At 65.3% G+C, this 17,488-nt stretch carries 7 protein-coding genes and 1 tRNA gene; 1 reads left to right on the top strand and 7 read right to left on the bottom strand.

What is annotated here, in order from left to right; translation table 11 throughout:
- Positions 1-40: 40 nt before the first annotated feature.
- Positions 41-117, bottom strand: a tRNA-Pro gene (locus tag AC11W3_RS14540).
- A 524-nt stretch (positions 118-641) separates the two neighbouring features.
- On the opposite strand from AC11W3_RS14540, the gene AC11W3_RS14535 reads away from it, so the two are divergent.
- On the top strand, positions 642-3,227 hold the full coding sequence (locus AC11W3_RS14535) for a PAS domain S-box protein (protein WP_484090652.1): 2,586 nt from the start codon (positions 642-644) through the stop codon (positions 3,225-3,227).
- A 208-nt stretch (positions 3,228-3,435) separates the two neighbouring features.
- Here the strand turns inward: AC11W3_RS14535 and AC11W3_RS14530 are convergent, their stop codons facing one another.
- The 6 genes from AC11W3_RS14530 to AC11W3_RS14505 form a co-directional block, all read right to left on the bottom strand.
- Positions 3,436-6,603: a beta strand repeat-containing protein gene (locus AC11W3_RS14530; protein ID WP_484090653.1), complete on the bottom strand. Its 3,168-nt coding sequence runs from the start codon at positions 6,601-6,603 to the stop codon at positions 3,436-3,438.
- Positions 6,604-6,663: 60 nt separating this feature from the next.
- Positions 6,664-12,690 carry an OmpA family protein gene (locus tag AC11W3_RS14525; protein WP_484093237.1) on the bottom strand — a complete coding sequence of 2,009 codons (6,027 nt, stop codon included), beginning with the start codon at positions 12,688-12,690 and terminating at the stop codon, positions 6,664-6,666.
- Between the two features lie 176 nt (positions 12,691-12,866).
- A complete protein-coding gene (locus tag AC11W3_RS14520) occupies positions 12,867-14,210 on the bottom strand; it encodes a hypothetical protein (RefSeq protein WP_484090655.1) in 1,344 nt (447 codons plus the stop codon).
- 80 nt (positions 14,211-14,290) lie between these two features.
- Complete coding sequence (locus tag AC11W3_RS14515; protein ID WP_484090656.1) at positions 14,291-15,529, bottom strand: hypothetical protein; 1,239 nt, start codon at positions 15,527-15,529, stop codon at positions 14,291-14,293.
- Between the two features lie 182 nt (positions 15,530-15,711).
- Positions 15,712-16,215, bottom strand: coding sequence for a hypothetical protein (locus AC11W3_RS14510; RefSeq protein WP_484090657.1), 504 nt, complete (start codon positions 16,213-16,215; stop codon positions 15,712-15,714).
- An 85-nt stretch (positions 16,216-16,300) separates the two neighbouring features.
- Positions 16,301-17,488, bottom strand: a 1,188-nt coding sequence (locus AC11W3_RS14505) for a hypothetical protein (protein WP_484093236.1), incomplete at its 5' end; no start/stop codon positions are given.

Genomic DNA, 17,488 nt, shown 5'->3' with positions numbered 1-17,488 from the left:
AAAGGCCCTTGGCGATTGCCAAGGGCCTTTGTCTAATAAATGGTCGGAATGAGAGGATTCGAACCTCCGACCCCCTGCTCCCGAAGCAGGTGCGCTACCAGGCTGCGCTACATTCCGATGGGTCTTCTCGGGAAGTCCTGTTTGTAATTCTTTTCGCCCCTTTTGTCAACTCAAAAATTAATGGGCCACGGGCTCTTCCCGCTCTCCCTACGGGAGCACGTCTCAGGCTAAGACACCGCCCCCGTCGGGAGCTGGCTTCGGCGCCAGGCCCTCCGGGGTTTCTCGGTGATGCCACCGACTGCAAATCCCCCCTTTCCCCTGCGATGTCCTGTTACGTATTTTGCAGTACCTCCCCCTCCCTTGATGGGAGGGGGTTGGGGGGTGGGTGAACTTGCCAACGAAGTCGTAAATGGCGCCTTCCCCCCCACCCCTACCCTCCCCCTCAAGGGGGGAGGGGGTCCTTTGGCTTCGTGGGCAAGAACTTAACCGAACACCACCGCCCTGTCCCCCCTTTGACAAGGGGGGGACGTTCGGAGCGTACCATCGCCGTGGCAGTCGGACCGAAAGTGTAATGATATTCCTGCACATCGTTGCCGCCTGCCGTATAATCTATATTCATTACAAGAGCTGCAGAGAGGACCATGGACGACGTCGACAAAAATGAGGTCGAGAAGCTTACAGCCGAACTCGATCATTTGCGCCTTGAAAACGACAGCCTTTCCCGCCAGGTCAAGCGCCTGGTCCAGGCCGAAGGGAAACTCTACGCTTACCAGGAGCAGCTCGACGCCCAACTAAAGGAACTGCAGGAACTCTACGAGCTCAACCGGAAACTCACCGCCACCCTCGATCTCCCCTCCGTTTTTGAGCACGCCTCTTCCTACATCATCAACACCCTCGGCTACGAGAGGGTGGTCTTCTTCTCACACTGCGGAAAGGATGAAGACTTCACCGCCTGCGCCATTGCCGGGTATTACGAGCAGGGGGAAAGGGAGGGCGTCTCCAGCCTGGTCCTCTCTCCACAGGAACCTCTGCTGGCGCCGCTGCTGGACGACTCGGAGTTCCGCGTCTGCCCCCCGGAGTGCGATGACCCGGAACTGCAATCTTTCGCCGACCTGGTCCGGATGGATGAATACCTCCTCTATCCTCTCCGTTCCCAGGCGCGCATCCTCGGCGTGGTGGCTCTCGGGAACTCTGCCGCCAATGCAGCTTTTTACCGCAGGGTCACTCTATCGGCCGCCGCCCTTCCCAGCGTAGGGAACCTGGTCGGGCTCCTCTCCTCCGCGCTGGAGAACCAGCTCCTCTACGCCGACATGGAGAAGGCCCTGGAGCAGGAAAAGCTGGCCGAGGCTAAGTACCGCGGCATCTTCGAGAGCGCCATCGAGGGGCTCTACCAGTCGACCCCGGAGGGGAGGCTGATCAGCTGCAACCCTGCCATGGCCGCCATCCTCGGGTTTGACAGCCCGGAGGAGGTGCTGGAACGGATAACCAACATGCAGCAGCAGCTCTACGTCAAACCCCAGCACCGCGACCAGATCCTCGAGATGCTCCGTACCTCCAAGGAGGTCAAGGACTTCGAGGTCGAGTTCTACAAGAAAGACGGCAGCATCCGCTGGATCCGCATGAGCGCGACGCCGCACTTCGACGACGAAGGCCAGATGATCTACCTTGACGGGATCATGCAGGACATCACCGAGCAGAAGACCATCGAGGAGACCCTGCTGAAGCTCTCACAGGCGGTGGAACAGAGCCCCGTCACCATCCTCATCACCGATCCTCACGGCATCATCGAGTTCGTCAACCCGAAGTTCGTGCAGCTCACCGGCTATTCCGGCGAGGAGGTGATCGGAAAGAACCTGAACTTCCTGAGATCGGAGTACAACACCTCGGAGATGTACCGGAGACTCTGGGATACCATTTCGGCGGGACAGGTCTGGGAAGGGGAATTCGTCAACAGGAAGAAGAATGGCGAGCTCTTCTCGGAGCGGGCCACCATCTCCCCCATCAGGAACAGGGAGGGCGCGATCACCCACTACCTCGCCATCAAGGAGGATATCACCGAACGCAAGCAGTTGGAGGCGCAGCTTCTCCAGTCACAGAAGATGGAGTCGATCGGGCGGCTGGCGGGGGGGGTGGCGCATGACTTCAACAACATGCTGAGCGTCATCATAGGCTGCGCCCAGCTGGCCATGCTCAAGGTCCAGGAAGGGGACCAGGTCTGGCAGTACCTGAACCAGATCTACAGGGCGGCGGAGCGTTCAGGCGAGATCACCCGTCAGCTCCTCGCCTTCTCTCGCAAGGGGATCATCTCTCCGAAGAAGATCAACCTCAACACCAAGATCCTGGAGACGCAGAGCACCCTGGGGCGCCTGATCGGCGAGGACATCAACCTCACCTTCAAGCCTGCCGCGAACCTCTGGTCCATAGAGGCCGATCCCTCCCAGGTCGACCAGATCCTGGTGAACCTTGCGGTCAATGCCCGGGACGCCATGCCGGGCGGAGGCAAGCTTGCCATCCAGACCGGCAACGTACACATAGATCCCACCTACTGCAAGTACCACCTCGATTCGACTCCCGGTGACTACGTGCAGCTGGTGGTGACCGATACCGGCATCGGCATGGACCACGAGATCATCTCCCACATCTTCGAGCCCTTCTTCACCACCAAGGAGGTCGGCAAGGGGACAGGGCTCGGGCTGGCAACGGTCTACGGCATCATCAGGCAGAACAACGGCTTCATCAACGTCTACAGCGAGCCCGGCTACGGGACGAGTTTCCAGATCCATTTCCCTCGCCATCTGGGAGCGGCAGAAGCCGAGCCCGAAGCGCCCGAACCCGAACTGAAGGGCTCCGGTTCGGTGCTGCTGGTCGAGGACGATCCGCTGGTGCGGGAGATGGCCCTGCAGATGCTGACCGAGATCGGCTACACCGTGATCCAGGCGAAATCCCCCCGCAACGCCATCGACATCTGCATGAAGAACGACCCGCCGATCGATGTCATCCTCACAGACGTCGTCATGCCGGAGATGAACGGCAGGGAGATGGTCGACGTCATCCTCTCCGGCCGCCCGGACATGAAGGTGCTCTTCATGTCCGGCTACACCTCGGAACTGGTGGCGCAGCGTGGAGTCGTCGACGAAGGAACCCACTTCATCCAGAAACCTTTCGACATGCACTCTCTCAACCAGAAGCTGAAGGAAACCCTCTCAGAGGAACCGAAGTCCTCCTGACCCGTCACCTCGCCCTGTTCAGCCATTCCCATCTCCGGCCTTTCGAGCTTCAGGCACCGTCCCGATGACCGCCCCGTCACCACTCAGCCGGCCATCCCATGACCGCCCCGTCACCACTCAGCCGCCATCCCCGAAGTCCACTCCTTCATGGAGCGGACTTCCCAGATGCCCGAGCCTACATCGTCGGCAGATCTCCCCGACGCCGGCGTCATTTCAGGACCGCCTGGAAGGTGATGGTGAAGTTGGGTCCGGCCCCGGAGCCGCCGGTTGTGCCATTCATGGTGCCGATCATGGAAAGCCTCCACTTCATCACCTCCCCGTTGGCGGGAGGCGTGGTGCTCCAGGTCACCCCGTCGGTGGAGTACTCGGGCGTCCCGGGGGAGAGCGCCGAGGGGGGGACTCCCTCCTGGAAGCTGAAGGGGCCTCCTCCCCCCGAGTTGAGCACCAGGGTGGTGTAGGGACTCATGACATCGCTGGGGGTGACGTTGGTGGCGGGCCCGCCGGTATTGGTCACCCGGAAGGCGTAGGTAATGACCGCGCCGGGCGAGGGGGCGACCGGCGAGGTCGTCCTGGTGATGGCCAGGCTCGGGGGCGGGTACACGGTTAGAGCCGCATTGGCCCCCGAGGCGTCCAGCCCGCCGGCGAGGCTGGCGATGTTGGCGGGGTAGCTGTTGGTGTAGGAGCCGGCGGCGCTGCCGGTCACGGTGGCGGTGATGGTGCAGGAAGCGGTACCGTAGGCAAGGGATCCGCCGGAAAAGTTGATGGCGTTGCCGGAGTAACTTACCGCCCCCCCGCACTGCGGAGAGACCGCGGTTCCCGACAGGGTGAGCCCGCCGGGAAGGGTGTCGGTGAAGCCGAGACCGGTCTGCGCAGGATTGGTGGCGCCGTTGGTGATGGTGAAGGTGAGGACGGTGCTGGAGCCCACATTCAACGTGGCGTCGGCGAAGCTCTTGCCGAGGGAGGCAGCCACCACCTGCAGTGTCTGGGCAGAGACGGCATTGCTCATCCCCGAGATGCTGGTGATGTTGCCCCTGCCGTTCACGTAGGCTCCCGCGGCCATGGCGGTGACGTTGATGGAGATCGTGCAACTGGTGTTGGGGCCGATGGCGCCGTTTGCGAAATCGAGGGCCGCCTCGCCGCCGGTAAGGGCGACAGTGGTCCCGGTCCGGTAGACGCTCCCGCCGCAGGTGGAGGAGACGCCGGGAGGGGTGGCCGCCACCAGACCGGCCGGGAAGAGGTCCGTGAAGGAGAGCTTGCTCTGGCTGGCCGCGGAGGGATTGTTGATGGTGAAGACCAGGGCGGAGGTCTGCCCTACCCCCACTGCGCTAGGGGTGAAGACCTTGTCCAGCGTCGGGGTGCTGACCACGGTCAGGGTCTGGTCGGTGACACTGTTGACGAGGTTGGCGCTGAGTCCGGTGATGTTGCTGGCCCGGTTGGTGTAGGTGGTGAGCGCTCCCGTGGTCGGCCTGACGCTGACGGTGACGCTGCAACTGGAGGTGTTCACCGCCAGGGTGCCGCCGGAGAGGGTGATCGACGTCTCGCCGCCGGACAGGGGGGAGAGCGAGCCGCCGCAACTATTCACCACCGCGGCGGGGCTGGCCACCACCACCCCGGCGGGAAGGTTGTCGGTGAAGGAGAGCCCGGTCTGGTCGGGGTTGCCGGCGCCGTTGGTGATGGTGAAGACCACGCTGGAGCCCTGGTTGCTGTTGATGATGCTTGGGGTGAAGGTCTTGGTAAGCGAGGGGGCGGAGACGAGGAGCGAGGCACTCAGCCCCGTGGCGTTGAGCCCGCCGGAAAGATTGCTCATGTTGCCGGAGAAGGTGTTGGGGTAGGTCCCCGGGGTGCTGCCGGTGACAGTGGCGGTAACTGTGCAGGAAGCAGTCCCCGCCGCCAGCGCGCCGCCGGTGAAATTGATCACGTTCCCCCCGCTGTAGCTCACCGTACCCCCGCACTGCGGAGTTACCGCCGTCCCCACCAGGGTCAGCCCGCCAGCGAGGGTATCGGTGAAGCCGAGGCCGCTCTGGGCCGGGTTCCCGGCGCTGTTGGAAACGGTGAAGGTCAGGGTCGACGCCCTGCCGACCCCGATGGTGGCCGGAGTGAAGGCTTTACTCAGGACCGGCGCGTCGGTCACCGTCAGCGACGAGGTGGCGGGGACGTTGTCGGTGGTGCCCAGGGTCGAATCGATCTGGACCGTGCCGATGTGGGCAATGACGCTGTCGGTGTAGGTGCCCCCGGTCCCGGGCACCACGGCGCGGAAGGTGAGGTCGCGGCTGCCCCCGGCCGGGACGGTGAAGGTCCCGCTCCAGGTCAGCTGGGAACCGGAGACGGTCGGATCGCCCAGGGGGACGCCGTTGAAGGTGGTCGACCCGGGCTGGTAGGCGACTGCCGCGGGAGACGACGGGAGGGTGTCGACGACGTCCCCCAGCGTGACGTCGGCGGTCCCGCTGTTGGTGAGGCGCACGGTGTAGGTCACCGTCCCTCCGGTGAGGGGGGGGAGCGTGACCACGTTGGAGAAGTTGCTGAGCACCACCGCATTGCCGGAAGTGGGGCTTATGGGGGGCGGAGCGGGATTGCCGGCGGAGCCGCCGACCTGGGTGTGTTTCATCTGCTGGCCGCTCAGTATGAATCCCGTGGCGTTGGTGGCGGCGGGCGCCGTGATGGTGTTCTCGGCGGTGAAGGTGTAGGTGGCGACATAGGTGCCGGTGATGCCGGTGTAGGCCGCGATATAGGGGGCATCGGTCAGGGTCGAGCCGTCGGGGAGGTTGATCACCGAGCGGAAGAGGCGGTAGGTGCTGGCGGGCCAATTGGGGTCGGTCGCCCCGCTGAAGGCCAGGTGGCCGCCGGTGCTGCCGGTGTCGCCGGTAACGGAGATGGTGACGACGCCCCCGAGTGTCGCCGGGGTCGGCCCGGTGATGACCGAGCTCACCTTGTTGGAGTTGGCCTGGATGGTGTCCTGCTGCGTCATGGAAAAGGTGTCCGTCCGCAGCACGCTCCCGGCCGGCGGTTTCCCGTTATAGACCGACACCGTGTGGGTCTCGCTCCCCTGGCTGACGGCGCCGGTGGCCAGGTAGAAATAGGCCATCTTGGAACCTCCCCCCAGCGCCCCCAGGTGGAAGAGGCCGTTTTCCGTCGGCGCCAGGGTGATGTTGGGGCCGGAAAAGCCGCCGATCCTGGCCCAGGCGTCGGCGATCGGGGCATCGGTGGTTATCCGGTAGGCCACGTAGCTCCCGGAGAGGCCGTTGCCGAGGTCGGAATAGAAGACCGGCGACGAGGTGCGGGTGATGGTCACGGCGGCCTCGCCCCGGCTGGCCAGGGAAAGGGAGATCAGTGACAGGAGCACGATCGATATCAACTTGAATACTGCACGGTAAGGCATGCTTTCTCCAACTGCCATTCGTTTTCCCGCCCGGCCAAATGAGCCGGGTCGGCACCTCTGTTACCGGTTGAGCCACCTCACGGCGTCGTTCACCGAGTTCTGGTCGAACTTGAAGCGGAACTTGATATAGGGCCCCTGCGCCGTGTAGTTGGCGGAGGAGAAGTCCTTGTCGCTGAAGCCGGTGAAGTTGTAGCCGAGGCTCAGCCAGGCGTTCTCCACGATGTTGTATCCGACCGAGACCCCGGCGCTGTTGAGGGCCTGCCCGGTGCCCCAGGTGTGCAGCAGCGAGGCCCTGGCCCCGACGTCCCACTTCCCGGTCAGGTCGTAGCGCCCTTCCAACCCGATGAGGTCGGTGTAGCCTGTGATCCTCGCCTCGTTGTAGGTCTCCAGCACGTACTTGGCCCCGTACTGCAGCGACACCTGGCTCTTGCGGTTCGGCCGGTAGTTGGCGCTCAGGTTGTTCACGATGCGCCGGCTGTCGGTCCCGGCGGCCCCGCTCTGGCGGTCAATGAGGAAGTCCATCCGGTCCAGGATGATCCAGCGGGTCGCCAGGGGGCGGTAGACCAGCCCAAGCCGGAGGTCGCTATTCACCGTGGTCTGGGTGGCGGCCTCGGTGGTGAAAAGCTGCAGCCTCGCCGACCAGCCCCAGCCGTGCGCCGGTTCGCCCAGGATGGAGCTCAGGACCCCCCACTTGTCCTCGCTGGTCGAGGTCCGGTACTCGCCACGACCGCTCCAGCTCCAGCTCCTCTCCTTGTAGTCCGCCCCGAGCGACACCGCGGTGAAGTCCTCGCTTCCCGAGGAGGAGACGGTGTTGGGGTTGATCCGGTAAGCGCTCCTGATGGTCTGGTTGCGGTCGAGGCCTCCGTCGACGCTCCAGTGGTCGCTGAGCTTCCAGCTCTGCTTGAGGCCGAAGAGGGCGAACATCCGGTCGCCGTTCTCGTTGAGTTTTCTCTCCACGGAACTGTTGAGCGAGCCCCCCTGCCACGGGGTGCTCTTGAAGCCGGCCCGGGTGGCGTTCCCCCGGTTGCTGCTCCCGTCGGTGAACTCCTGCTGGGCGAAGAGGCTCAGCTGCGAGGAGAGCTTGTAATCGGCCCCCAGCGTGGTGCGGGTCGGGTAGTCCGCGGTGCTGTTCGCGCCGATCGACTGGTCCCGGTCCACCTTGAGGGTCAGCTTCTTGTCCAGGGCCAGGAGGCTCACCCCCGCCGTCAGCTGGTCCGATTCCTTGGTGCTGCCGTCGGAGAGCCGGTCGGAGGCATGGCGGACCCCGAGGGAGGCGCCGTAATTGCCAAAGCTGTAGTTCCCCTTCCCCTCGATGCGGTCGGCCTGGACCCCGGTGGAGAGCATGTACTGGCGGTTCGCGGTCCCGTTGAGGTTCAGTGCGTCGCTCAGCTTGTAGCCGGCATCGAGCCCGTATTTCCTGGTCCCGACCTCGCTCGACTGCTGCTGGCCGAGGCCGAATCCGCTCCCCATCTCCCGGAAGTAGATCCGCGAGTCGAGCCTGGCGGTCCGCTGGATGACCTCGGCCAGGAAGGCGTTGCCGCTGGTCCCCTTGGCGCCGCTGGTGCCGGTGGTGCTGGTGGTGCCGGTGCTGTTGGTGGTCTGGCTGAAGTTGGACTCGCTGCGGGCGGCCTCCAGCTTCACGGTGGTGGCCGTTCCGACCCTGATCGTGGTATCGACCCCGAGGCTGTTCCCCGTCCCGCTCACCTCACCCTCGTGCAGGTAGGTCACCCCCGCCCTCACCTGCTGGTCCAGGAGCTTCACCCCGACCCTGCCGCCGAAGGTCAGCGCGCTGGTGCCGGCGTCGAGCGTCTCGTACTCGGCTACGATGAAGATGGGGTTGAACTCCCCGTCCCTGCTGTAGATCGGCTCCTTGAAGAGGAGCGTCCCCGAGCTGTAGTCGATGCTGTAATCGGTGTAGCGTGTGAGCTCCCGGGTGGAGATCACCACCTCGGAGCGGAAGCGGTCCCTCACCTGGAGCGAGACCTTGTCCGAGTTGATGGCGATCTTCCTCCTGCTCAGGTGGTAGAGCCCGGAGGTGCCGTCCCCCTCGATCTCGTCCTTCACGTAGGCCTGGCCGGTCTCGCTCCCGAAGGCGTTCACCTCCAGCGTCTTCCCGTGCAGTTCCGTCTTCACCCCGTTGAGCCTGCGGCTGTAGCGCGAGAGCTCGGTGACCGTGAGGTCGGTGTTGAAGTCGCCGAACATGGCGTAGAACTGCTCGCGCTCGATCTTCAGGTAGAGCTTCCTGATGCTGGAGGCGTCGTACTGCTGCTGGCTCGCGTCTCCGTAGAGCGTGTAGTAGGTGTTGGGGTCGATGGTCTGGAAGAGGCCGCTGCCGGTCGCCCCTCTGCTCTTGGCCGAATCGTAGGCCGCCGTCAGCAGCCACTCGCCCTTCACCGTCCCCTTGGCGTAGAAGGCCATCCGGCCGTCGTCGTAATACTTCTCGTCCACCCCGGAGCCCTCCAGGCTCTCCATGTGGCCCGAGACGGCGTTGTACCCCGCGGTCCCTTCGGCGAGGCCCACCAGGATCCACTCCCGCATCACCGGCTTCACGTAGGTCTCCGTCTCGAGCTTGACCCCGTTCATCGCCAGCGTCACCTTGTAGAGCCCGCTCTTGCTGACCGGCTGGAAGAGCGCGTTACCCTGCAGGTCTACGTGGACCAGGTCGCCGCGTCCCGCCACGCTTTCCGGGGTCTCGTCCCGGGACTTCACCGGCTTGAGGCTCCCCTCGCGGATCTCCAGGTCGGCTGCGGCCGGTATCGGGTTCCCCGCCGTGTCGAGGAGTTCGAGCTGCAGCCGGACAGGGGTCCTTCCGTCGGCGATGTTACCTTCGTTGGACCTGAGGCGGATGGTGGCCACCGCGCCGCTGCGGGTCACCTTGATGGTCTGCCTGAACCGGCTGACTCCGAAGGGATCGACCCCTTCGATGGTGGCGCTCCTCTCCCCCCGCTGGCCGAAATCGACCCCGATGTAGCTGTAGATGGTTTTGCCGCTCCTGGGGTCCTTCAGGGTGAAGCCGATCCGCTCCGCCGCGATCTCCTTGCCGTCCACCGTCAGCTTGGGTGCGAGCTCTGAGTCGAGGCAGACCCGGACCCCGTTGATGGGATGGATCAGTGTCCCGCCGTCGGTCGGGCTGAGAATCCCCGGCCGCTCCTTGATGCTCTGCCCCGGCACATCCTCCTCGTCCTTGGGGGCTTCCTTCCTCGGCGCGGGGGGAGGCTCCGGGGCCTTGGGTGCCGGAAGGGGGACCCCCGGGATCTCGGCCTTCTGCACCCCGCTCTCCCCCTTCACCACCTCCAGGTGGCTCTTTTCCAGCGAGCGCGCCACCCGCACCAGGATCTCCACCCGCCGGTTCATGGCCCGCCCTTCGGCGCTGCTGTTGGGGGCGATCGGCCTGCTCTCCCCGTAGCCGCTGTAGTCCGCGGTCGAGCGGGGGAGCTGGAGCCTGTCCATCAGGTACTCCCCGACACTCCTGGCCCGGGCAAGGGAAAGGGCGTTGTTGTCCGGGTAGAGGCGCCGGGCGCGGGGGCTGATCCTGACGTTGTCGGTGTGGCCGGAAACCACGACCTCCTTGATATCCACGACGCTCAGTCTGGCCGCCAGCTCGTCCAGGATCGCCCGGTCGGCGACGGAGAGTTCGGCGCTGAGGGTGGCGAAGTGGGGGTGGAGCACGATGTCCGGCATGTCCACCGTCTCCTCCTCCCCGACCCGTTTCAGCACGTTCTCTGCCTCGGGGGTGGAGAGCCCGGTGGAGGAGGTGATGTCGAATTCGAGGAGGGCCCTGGTGGTGATGTCACCCTCCTCCCCTGCCTCCCTTGCGCTGGCCCGCAACGCCAGCACCTTGTTCCACTCCTCGGCCGAATCGGGGAGCTGGTAGATCAGGGCCGACTCCTCCTGCAGCGGGTCGGCTGCGCCCTTTCCGTCCAGCGTGCTGGAGCCCGCGAGATAGGCGACGCCGTGAGGCAGGGTGATCCTCACCCGCTTGTTCGCCAGGGGCTCGTGCCCCCCCCAGCCCCGCACCTGGTACTCGATGGTGTCGTCCTTCACCCGGCTCTTCAGCTCGATGTTCACCCACCCGGGGGGAGGGGCGGCCTCGGGGACCTCATCCTGGCCGGCCTTGACGTCACCCCCCGCCGCGGCCAGTTCGGCGGCGAGCCTGGCGTCGGCCGCGGCGATCTCCGCCGCGTGCTGCCGGACGTACTCCGCCTCGTCGTGTTCGCCTGGCGCCGCCCTCTTCCGCGACCTGGCCAGGTGGAAGTCGCTGCGCCACAGCGTCCCCCCCTGGAGGTCGACGAACTGGGAGTAGGCCTTCCCGGCGAACCTGCTGTTCTCCTCGCAGGGGGCGGCCTCATACCCTGCCGGCAGCGAATCGAGGTCGAGCTGCACCACGTGGGTCGTCGGGGTCACCCCCTCGAAGTGGTACATCCCCTTCTTGTCCGTCTCCACGAAGCTTCCGTCCTCCAGGTAGATCCTGACCCCGGGGACCCCCTGGTCGGCCGCGCCGTCGGGCTCCCCGCAGCTCCCGTTGTAGACCCGACCCATGACGATGCTGCGGGTGGAGAGGAAATCGGAACGGATCTCGACGGTGGCCGTGGCGGTGTTGGAGGAGAGCGTGCCGCTGGCGGCGGTGGCGGTGGTGGTGGCGGTGCCGAGCGCGGCTCCGGCCGAGACCATGGTGGCGTAGCTGAAGGTGACGCCGGTCTTGGCCGGGAGGTCGCCGATGTCGAAGGTCAGGGTGCGGCCGTCGGCCGAGATGGCGGGATCCGGTGCAGCGGCGCTGTTCAATTTGGTCGAGCCTTTCACGTACCGGAAGCCTTGTGGGAGGACGTCGGTCACCTTTACGGAGTCGGCCGTGAGGGAGGCTTCGGTCTGGCTGTTCTGCACCGTGACCTGGAAGGGGACCGCATCACCTATGGCGGCCTGGCTCTTGGTCGAGGCCTTCTGGATCCAGAGCCGGCCGAAAACCGGGTCGACCGGGAGGTCGATGCGCATGGCCGGGCCCGGGTTGACGCTGAAGGTGAGGCCGCGGGAGCCGTCGACCACGGTGAAGGGCCCTCCGGTGAGCCGGGCGATGGCGCTGTCGCTGGCCGACGAGGGGAACTTGTAGCCTGAGGGCGGGGTGACGAGGAGCCGGTAGCGCCCCGGCTTCACGTACGGGAACCTGAAGCCGCCGGGGGAGAAGGCGTAGACCCTGCCGGAGCTGTCCCTGGGGGTGGAGCCGGTGACGACGGTGGCCGGCTTTGTCCCGGCCGCCGGTGCCGGGAAGACGTTGGTGGAGGCGCCGTCATCGCCGTAGACCGTGGCGTAGTCGTTGGCGTCGACGTCCCAGAGGGTAACCGTGGCCCCGTCCAGTGGTTTCCCCGTGCTGCTGTCGAAGACCCTCCCCAGCGGGTCGACCATGACCCTCGCCGTGGAGGTGTTGCTCATGTCCAGGGCGTTGACGTAGCGGGCGGTAATGGCGTTGTTCTGCGAGACCGGGAAGATCCCCGAGTAGGAGGTTCCCCCACCGATGTTGCCGGCGGCGTCGGCCGAGTTGATGAAACCGGTGAAGATGCCGGTGTCGGGGCCGGTCTCCACCAGCCGGAGCACCTGCACCACCCCTGTCTCCTCGTTCTTGAGGGTCACCACAACGGTCTCCCGGGTATCGTGATCGAGGTTCTGCTCGGAGTCGGTGACCTGCAGGAAGAGCGGCTCACCGGCGTGGAAGGAATCGGCGGCGATCAAGGGTACCGGGTTGGCCAGATCGAGGGGCGCGCCCGAGCCGAGGGGGGTGGGGAGCCGCATGGCGGCGAAGGCCGCCTCCTTGTCGCTCCCGGTGCGGTACCAGGTCTGCCCCACCTCCGCGTAGGAGGCGCCGGGGATCAGGGCCCCGTTGGAGAGGGGGGCGTATTTCAGGAACTCCACCGTCGACTGCCCCGGCGTCAGCAGGGTCACGGTGATCGAGGCGCTGACCGGGGTCAGGCCGTCGGCGGTGAAGGTGGTGACGTTGACGATGGAGTGGTCGCTGGAGACCGTGTAGGAATGGGCGGGGGGCGAAGCCAAGAGGAAGATCAGCAGGGCTGCCCCCACCCCCACCAGCGAAGTCAGCATGCCGGCCACCGGGGACGCACCTCTCCCTGTACGGCGCGGGGGCGCTGAGGCCCCCCGGCCGTCGCGGCCGCCCGAAGGACGGCCGGCCCCAATGCCGGCACGGAGGCCGGCAAGGGGGCGGTAGAGATGCGAAACGAAGTAGCTAGGCATCTATTTCCGGTTCTCTCCGCTTGGGCTTACTTGATGGTGGCCTTGTAGGTGACGGTCACCTGCTGCCCGAAGGGGAGGTTCCCCGGGGTGTTATCGCCGGCCCCGTTCCCGACGTACACCAGGAGATTGGGGTTGCCGGCCGGGTTCCAGTTGGCCCATTTGCCCGAGGTGTTGCCGCAGGCGGTCAGGGAGTGAAGTCCTGCCAGGGTGTCGATGTAGCGCACGTCCTCGCCCGGGTTGTACCCGTTGCAGGCCAGGGTCATGAAGGCGGAGGGGAGGAGGTCGGAGATGTTGCAGTTCGAGAGGTTGCCGACGGCGTCGGTGGCGGTGTTCTTGGCCACCACGGCGTACTCGAGGACGTTCCCCGATTTGCCGGTCACCGCACCGCTGGTGCACCAGGTGCCCGGGGTGCCGGAGATGAGCGTGGAGCAGCTCACGGCGGGATTGGCCGAGGCGTCGCTGGTGTTCCTCACGTACTTGGTGATGCTGACCGTGCCCGGTGCCGAGGTCCAGACGTTGAGGTTGGTGGGGGGCTTGCTCGCGTCGCCTGCGTTGGCGTTGGCCGAGGCGGTCGAGTTCATCACCGTGACGGTGCTGAAGCCGGTGCCGGAGACGTCGGCCTTGACGTCGACGGTCAGGAAGCTCCCCGGGGTCTCGATGGTACCGGGCTTGACGATGATGCTGACCCCGTTGACGCTGGAGGTCTGCTCGTAGATCGGGGTGCCCACGGTGACCGAGACGGGCGCGGAGAGGTAGATCTCGGCGGTACCTGACTGGGTGCCGGGGTTGGAGACGTCCTGAACCGTCATGATCATGTTGTTGTTGGCGGAGTCGACAAAGACGATGGTGTCGTTCTTGCCGAGGCCGTTGACCTGGTGGGCGTCGTTAAGGGCCGGGTCCGTTGCATAGGTGACGCTCGGAACGTAGAGGACGTTGGAATTGGTGGTGGCTGCCGAGGTTACCGAAGCGCCCAGGACGATGCTGCCGCTGGTGGCCGCCACGGTCGCGGTGTTGCTGTTGTTCACCGAGGCGTTGATCGAGGGAGTGATGGTGTAGCTGGCCGGACCGTTGGCGGTGCTCTGGATGGTGAGGGTGTCGGTCTGGGTCGGGGTGTCCGTGCCGGCATAGGCCGCCGCTGCTGGGTTGCTGATGGCGACCTGCGGTGCGGAGGGGACCAGGCTCACCATGACCGAGACCGAGGCCTTGGCCGAGGAGGTGGTGGAACCGATGGTGAAGGTAAGGGTTGCGGTGTTGACGATCTGGGTATTGGCGGCGGTCTTGGCCGTGGTCGCCCAGGCGCTTGCGGAGGATGCCACGAGGCCGGCGGTCAGGCCGGCGACCATGAGCGATCTGATGATCGGCTTTTTCATGCTCTTCTCCTTTTCATAACATTGCATTGAAAGTGGCGGGTGCCGGGGGGCTGCCTGAAGCCTCCCCCCGCTTTACCCGTTTAGTTCACCGTGGCCTGGTAGGTGATCACCGCGGTGTCGCCGCCGGCCAGCGGCGTCAACAGGGTGTAGCCCGCACCAGCCAGAGGCGAGGTGTTGCCGGCCCCGTCGGTGAGGGCGCCGGCTGCGCCGCCGTTGTAGCTGATCTTGGTGGTCCCGGTGTTGTAGGTCGAGTAGCCGGGAAGGGTGTCGGCTACGTTGGCGTTGCTGATGGTGGCGGTGGCGGAGGAGTGCAGGTTGGTGATGGTGATCCTGTACTCGACCACCTCGCCCGGACGCGCGGTGGTGCCGGAGGTCGCGAAGAGAGCGGCCGGGTTGGCGGTGATGTTCCTGGACTCCTTGAGGATGCTCAGCTTGGGAGCGAGGATGGTGGTGGTCACCACGTCCGTCCCGTTGGTGGTGATGTAGGTGATGGTGGCCTTGTTGATGTCGGTCGCCGTGGTGACCACCCTGAGCTGCGTTACGTGGGTGCCGTCGCTGATGGCGGTGGTGGCCGGGTCGATGTTGACGTTACCCGCGGTCACGGTGTTGGCGAAGGTCTTGTATTCGCCGACCTGGGTACCGGCGGTCACGTTGGTGAGGGCGATGGCCCCGGAGACGGGGTCGAGATAGATCCTGTCCAGCACCTCGGTCTGGGTATCGGTCTGGGGACGGCCTGCTGCGATCGCCTTGACGTTGTAGCTCTGGTCGGCCATGCCGTTGACGGTCAGCATCACCTTGGCGTTGACCGCCAGCGGGTTGACCGCGGAGGCGGTGGTGCCGCCGGGGACGGTGATGTAGTCGCCGCCCGCGTCGCTGCCGTTTCCGATGGCGAAACCGCCCCACAGGCTGATGCCTGTAGGGGTCAGGCTGTCGGTGTTGGCGGTGCTCATGTTGGACGAGTCGCTGGAAGTCCCATCCTTGCTGACGGTGTAGGTATCGGTACCGTTGCTGTTGGACCTGATGGTGTAGGTGTAGAGCTTGGTGGCTCCGGAGAGGATGCTGGCCGCCTGGCTATCGACGCTGACGGTCGGGCGCGCCGCCAGGGTGGTGACGGTGACGCTCACCGAGCTGGAGGTGGTGAGCCCTGAGACGGCACCCGAGGCGTAGGTGACGGTGACCTTGTTGTAGACGGTCGCCCCGGCGCTGGTGGGGTTGGCGGCAGCCTGGGCCTGGGTGGCTGCCAGCACCAGCAGCGCTAACGCTGCCACTGCGGTGGCGGTAACGGCGGCGCCGTTGCGGACTTTCTTCATCCATTTCATTGCACTTCTCCTTTTGGTAGCGGACAGAGCCCGCGATTAAAATTGCTGCCGATCACACTATTGCATGTGCGGATCTGTGTCGGCGGCCCTGCCCTGATCGAATCCCTGCTCTCCTTCCCGGTGGTGTTGCCGGTCATCTCTTCCTCCTTTTTTCCGATCTGGTTAACTGCCGCGATGCGTTTCTATTTCACTCTGACCCTGAACTCGAGTTTGCCGCTGGCCTTGGGCGGGATGTTGGCCACGATCCAGCGGACGTTGGTGTAATCTTCCGGTGCCGCCACATGCTTCTGCTTCTTGCCGCCTGCGCCGACCGACTCGTAGGTGAGCAGGGTCGGCTTGTTGAAGCTCTTGCCCTTGTCGATGGAGAAGACGATCTCCGATCCTTCTCCCTTGGCGCTCCCCGGGACGTAGGAGGTTCCCGCCGGGATCGGATCATCGACTACCGCGTTGGTGGCCGGCTCGTTCCCCTGGTTGGTATAGGTGATGGTGTAGATGATGAGGTCGTTGGGGGCGAACTTGGTGGCGGGGACGGTCTTGATCTCCTTCTTGCCCCCCTTGGTGATGGAGATCTCCTTTTCGGCCTTGATCCTGATGGAGACCTTGGCGGCGGCAAAGGCCGAGGTTGCGGCGATCATCAGGGCGAGCAGCAGGGTGGTCAGGGCCAGTACGGTGCTTCTTTTCTTCATGTGTCTCTCCTTTTTGCTGTGTTGCTGTTGTTGGTGGTTGCAATCCATTGCCCCTGGGCCCCTTGCCGGCGGCTCACGGGGAGTCTCAGTTAATCTTCACCTGGTAGACGAGATAGGCAGTTGAAGCCGGTTGCGGCGACGGAAGAGAAGTGTCCAGCGTCCCTCCGGCGGCGGGGGTACAGCCGGTCCCGACGCGGAAGGTTATGATCTGCGGGCTCGCCGACGCCGTGCCGTAGGCGACATCGGGAAGACCGCTGTTACCGATGGCGAGGTCGGTCTCCTTGTTGTTGAACCAGGCATGGGCGAAGATGTCCCCTCCGCCGCTCACCCCGTACCCCGACCCGGAAATGAGGGTGGTGTAGCCGGGAAGGACATCGGTGATCACCACGCTCTGGGCGGCGCCGCTCCCCACGTCACTGATCACCTCCAGGTATTCCAGGATCTCCCCGCTTCGTCCGCTGACGCCTCCGGTGTAGTAGAGATTGGAACTGCCGCTGGCGCTGAAGGTGTAGGATCCGGTTCCGAAGGTGGTGGGGGTGGTGAGATTGCGGACGTACTTGGTGACGGAGATCTTCCCCATGTGCGAGTCGGTGACCAGCGGGGAGCTTGCCGCGGCTGCAGCCGCCATGGTGGCGGAGACGGTGGTGGTCCAGCTGGAGTACCGGGTCGGATCGGTGACCGCCCCCTGCGTCACCGTCATGGTCACGTCCTTCGCCTCGACGATCTGGGCGTAGGAGGTGGGGAGGTTGGTCAGGGTGCCGGCTCCGAGGTTGTTGAAGAGCTCGATGGTGCAGGGCGCGACGCTGGTTCCGCTCCCCGCGGGGACCTCGGTGACCCGCCCCGCCGTAAAGGGACCGTAGTAGTCGCTGCCTGAGTAGAGATAGACCATGTCGCCGGCCTTGAGACCGTTCACCACCCCATCGCCGCTGCTCCCGCCGCTCTCTGCGGAATCGGAGGGGACGCCGCCGTCGTTGGGAACGTTGAAGGTGATCGCGGCGCCGCTCGCCCAGTTGGCGATGGTACCGTGGGTATCGGAGGGGTCGATGGCGGTGGAACCGAGGAAGACGCTGGCGGGAAGGCCGGAGGGGGGGGCGCCGTAGCCGGACATGTTGACGGACGCGGTGTCGCTTGCCCCCAGGGTGACGAGCCGCGGACCGTTGGAGTTGGTCCTGACCCTGAGGGTGTAGCTCCAGGTGGAGCCGCTGCCGTCGGTAGTGCCCGAGGCCGGCATGATGAGGGACGGCGTGGCCGAAACCGTGGTGACCGAGACGTC

This window comes from Geomonas sp. (assembly GCF_056994735.1).
The sequence above is the reverse complement of the archived record's forward strand: the minus strand, read 5'-3'. Positions and strand labels throughout refer to the sequence as shown.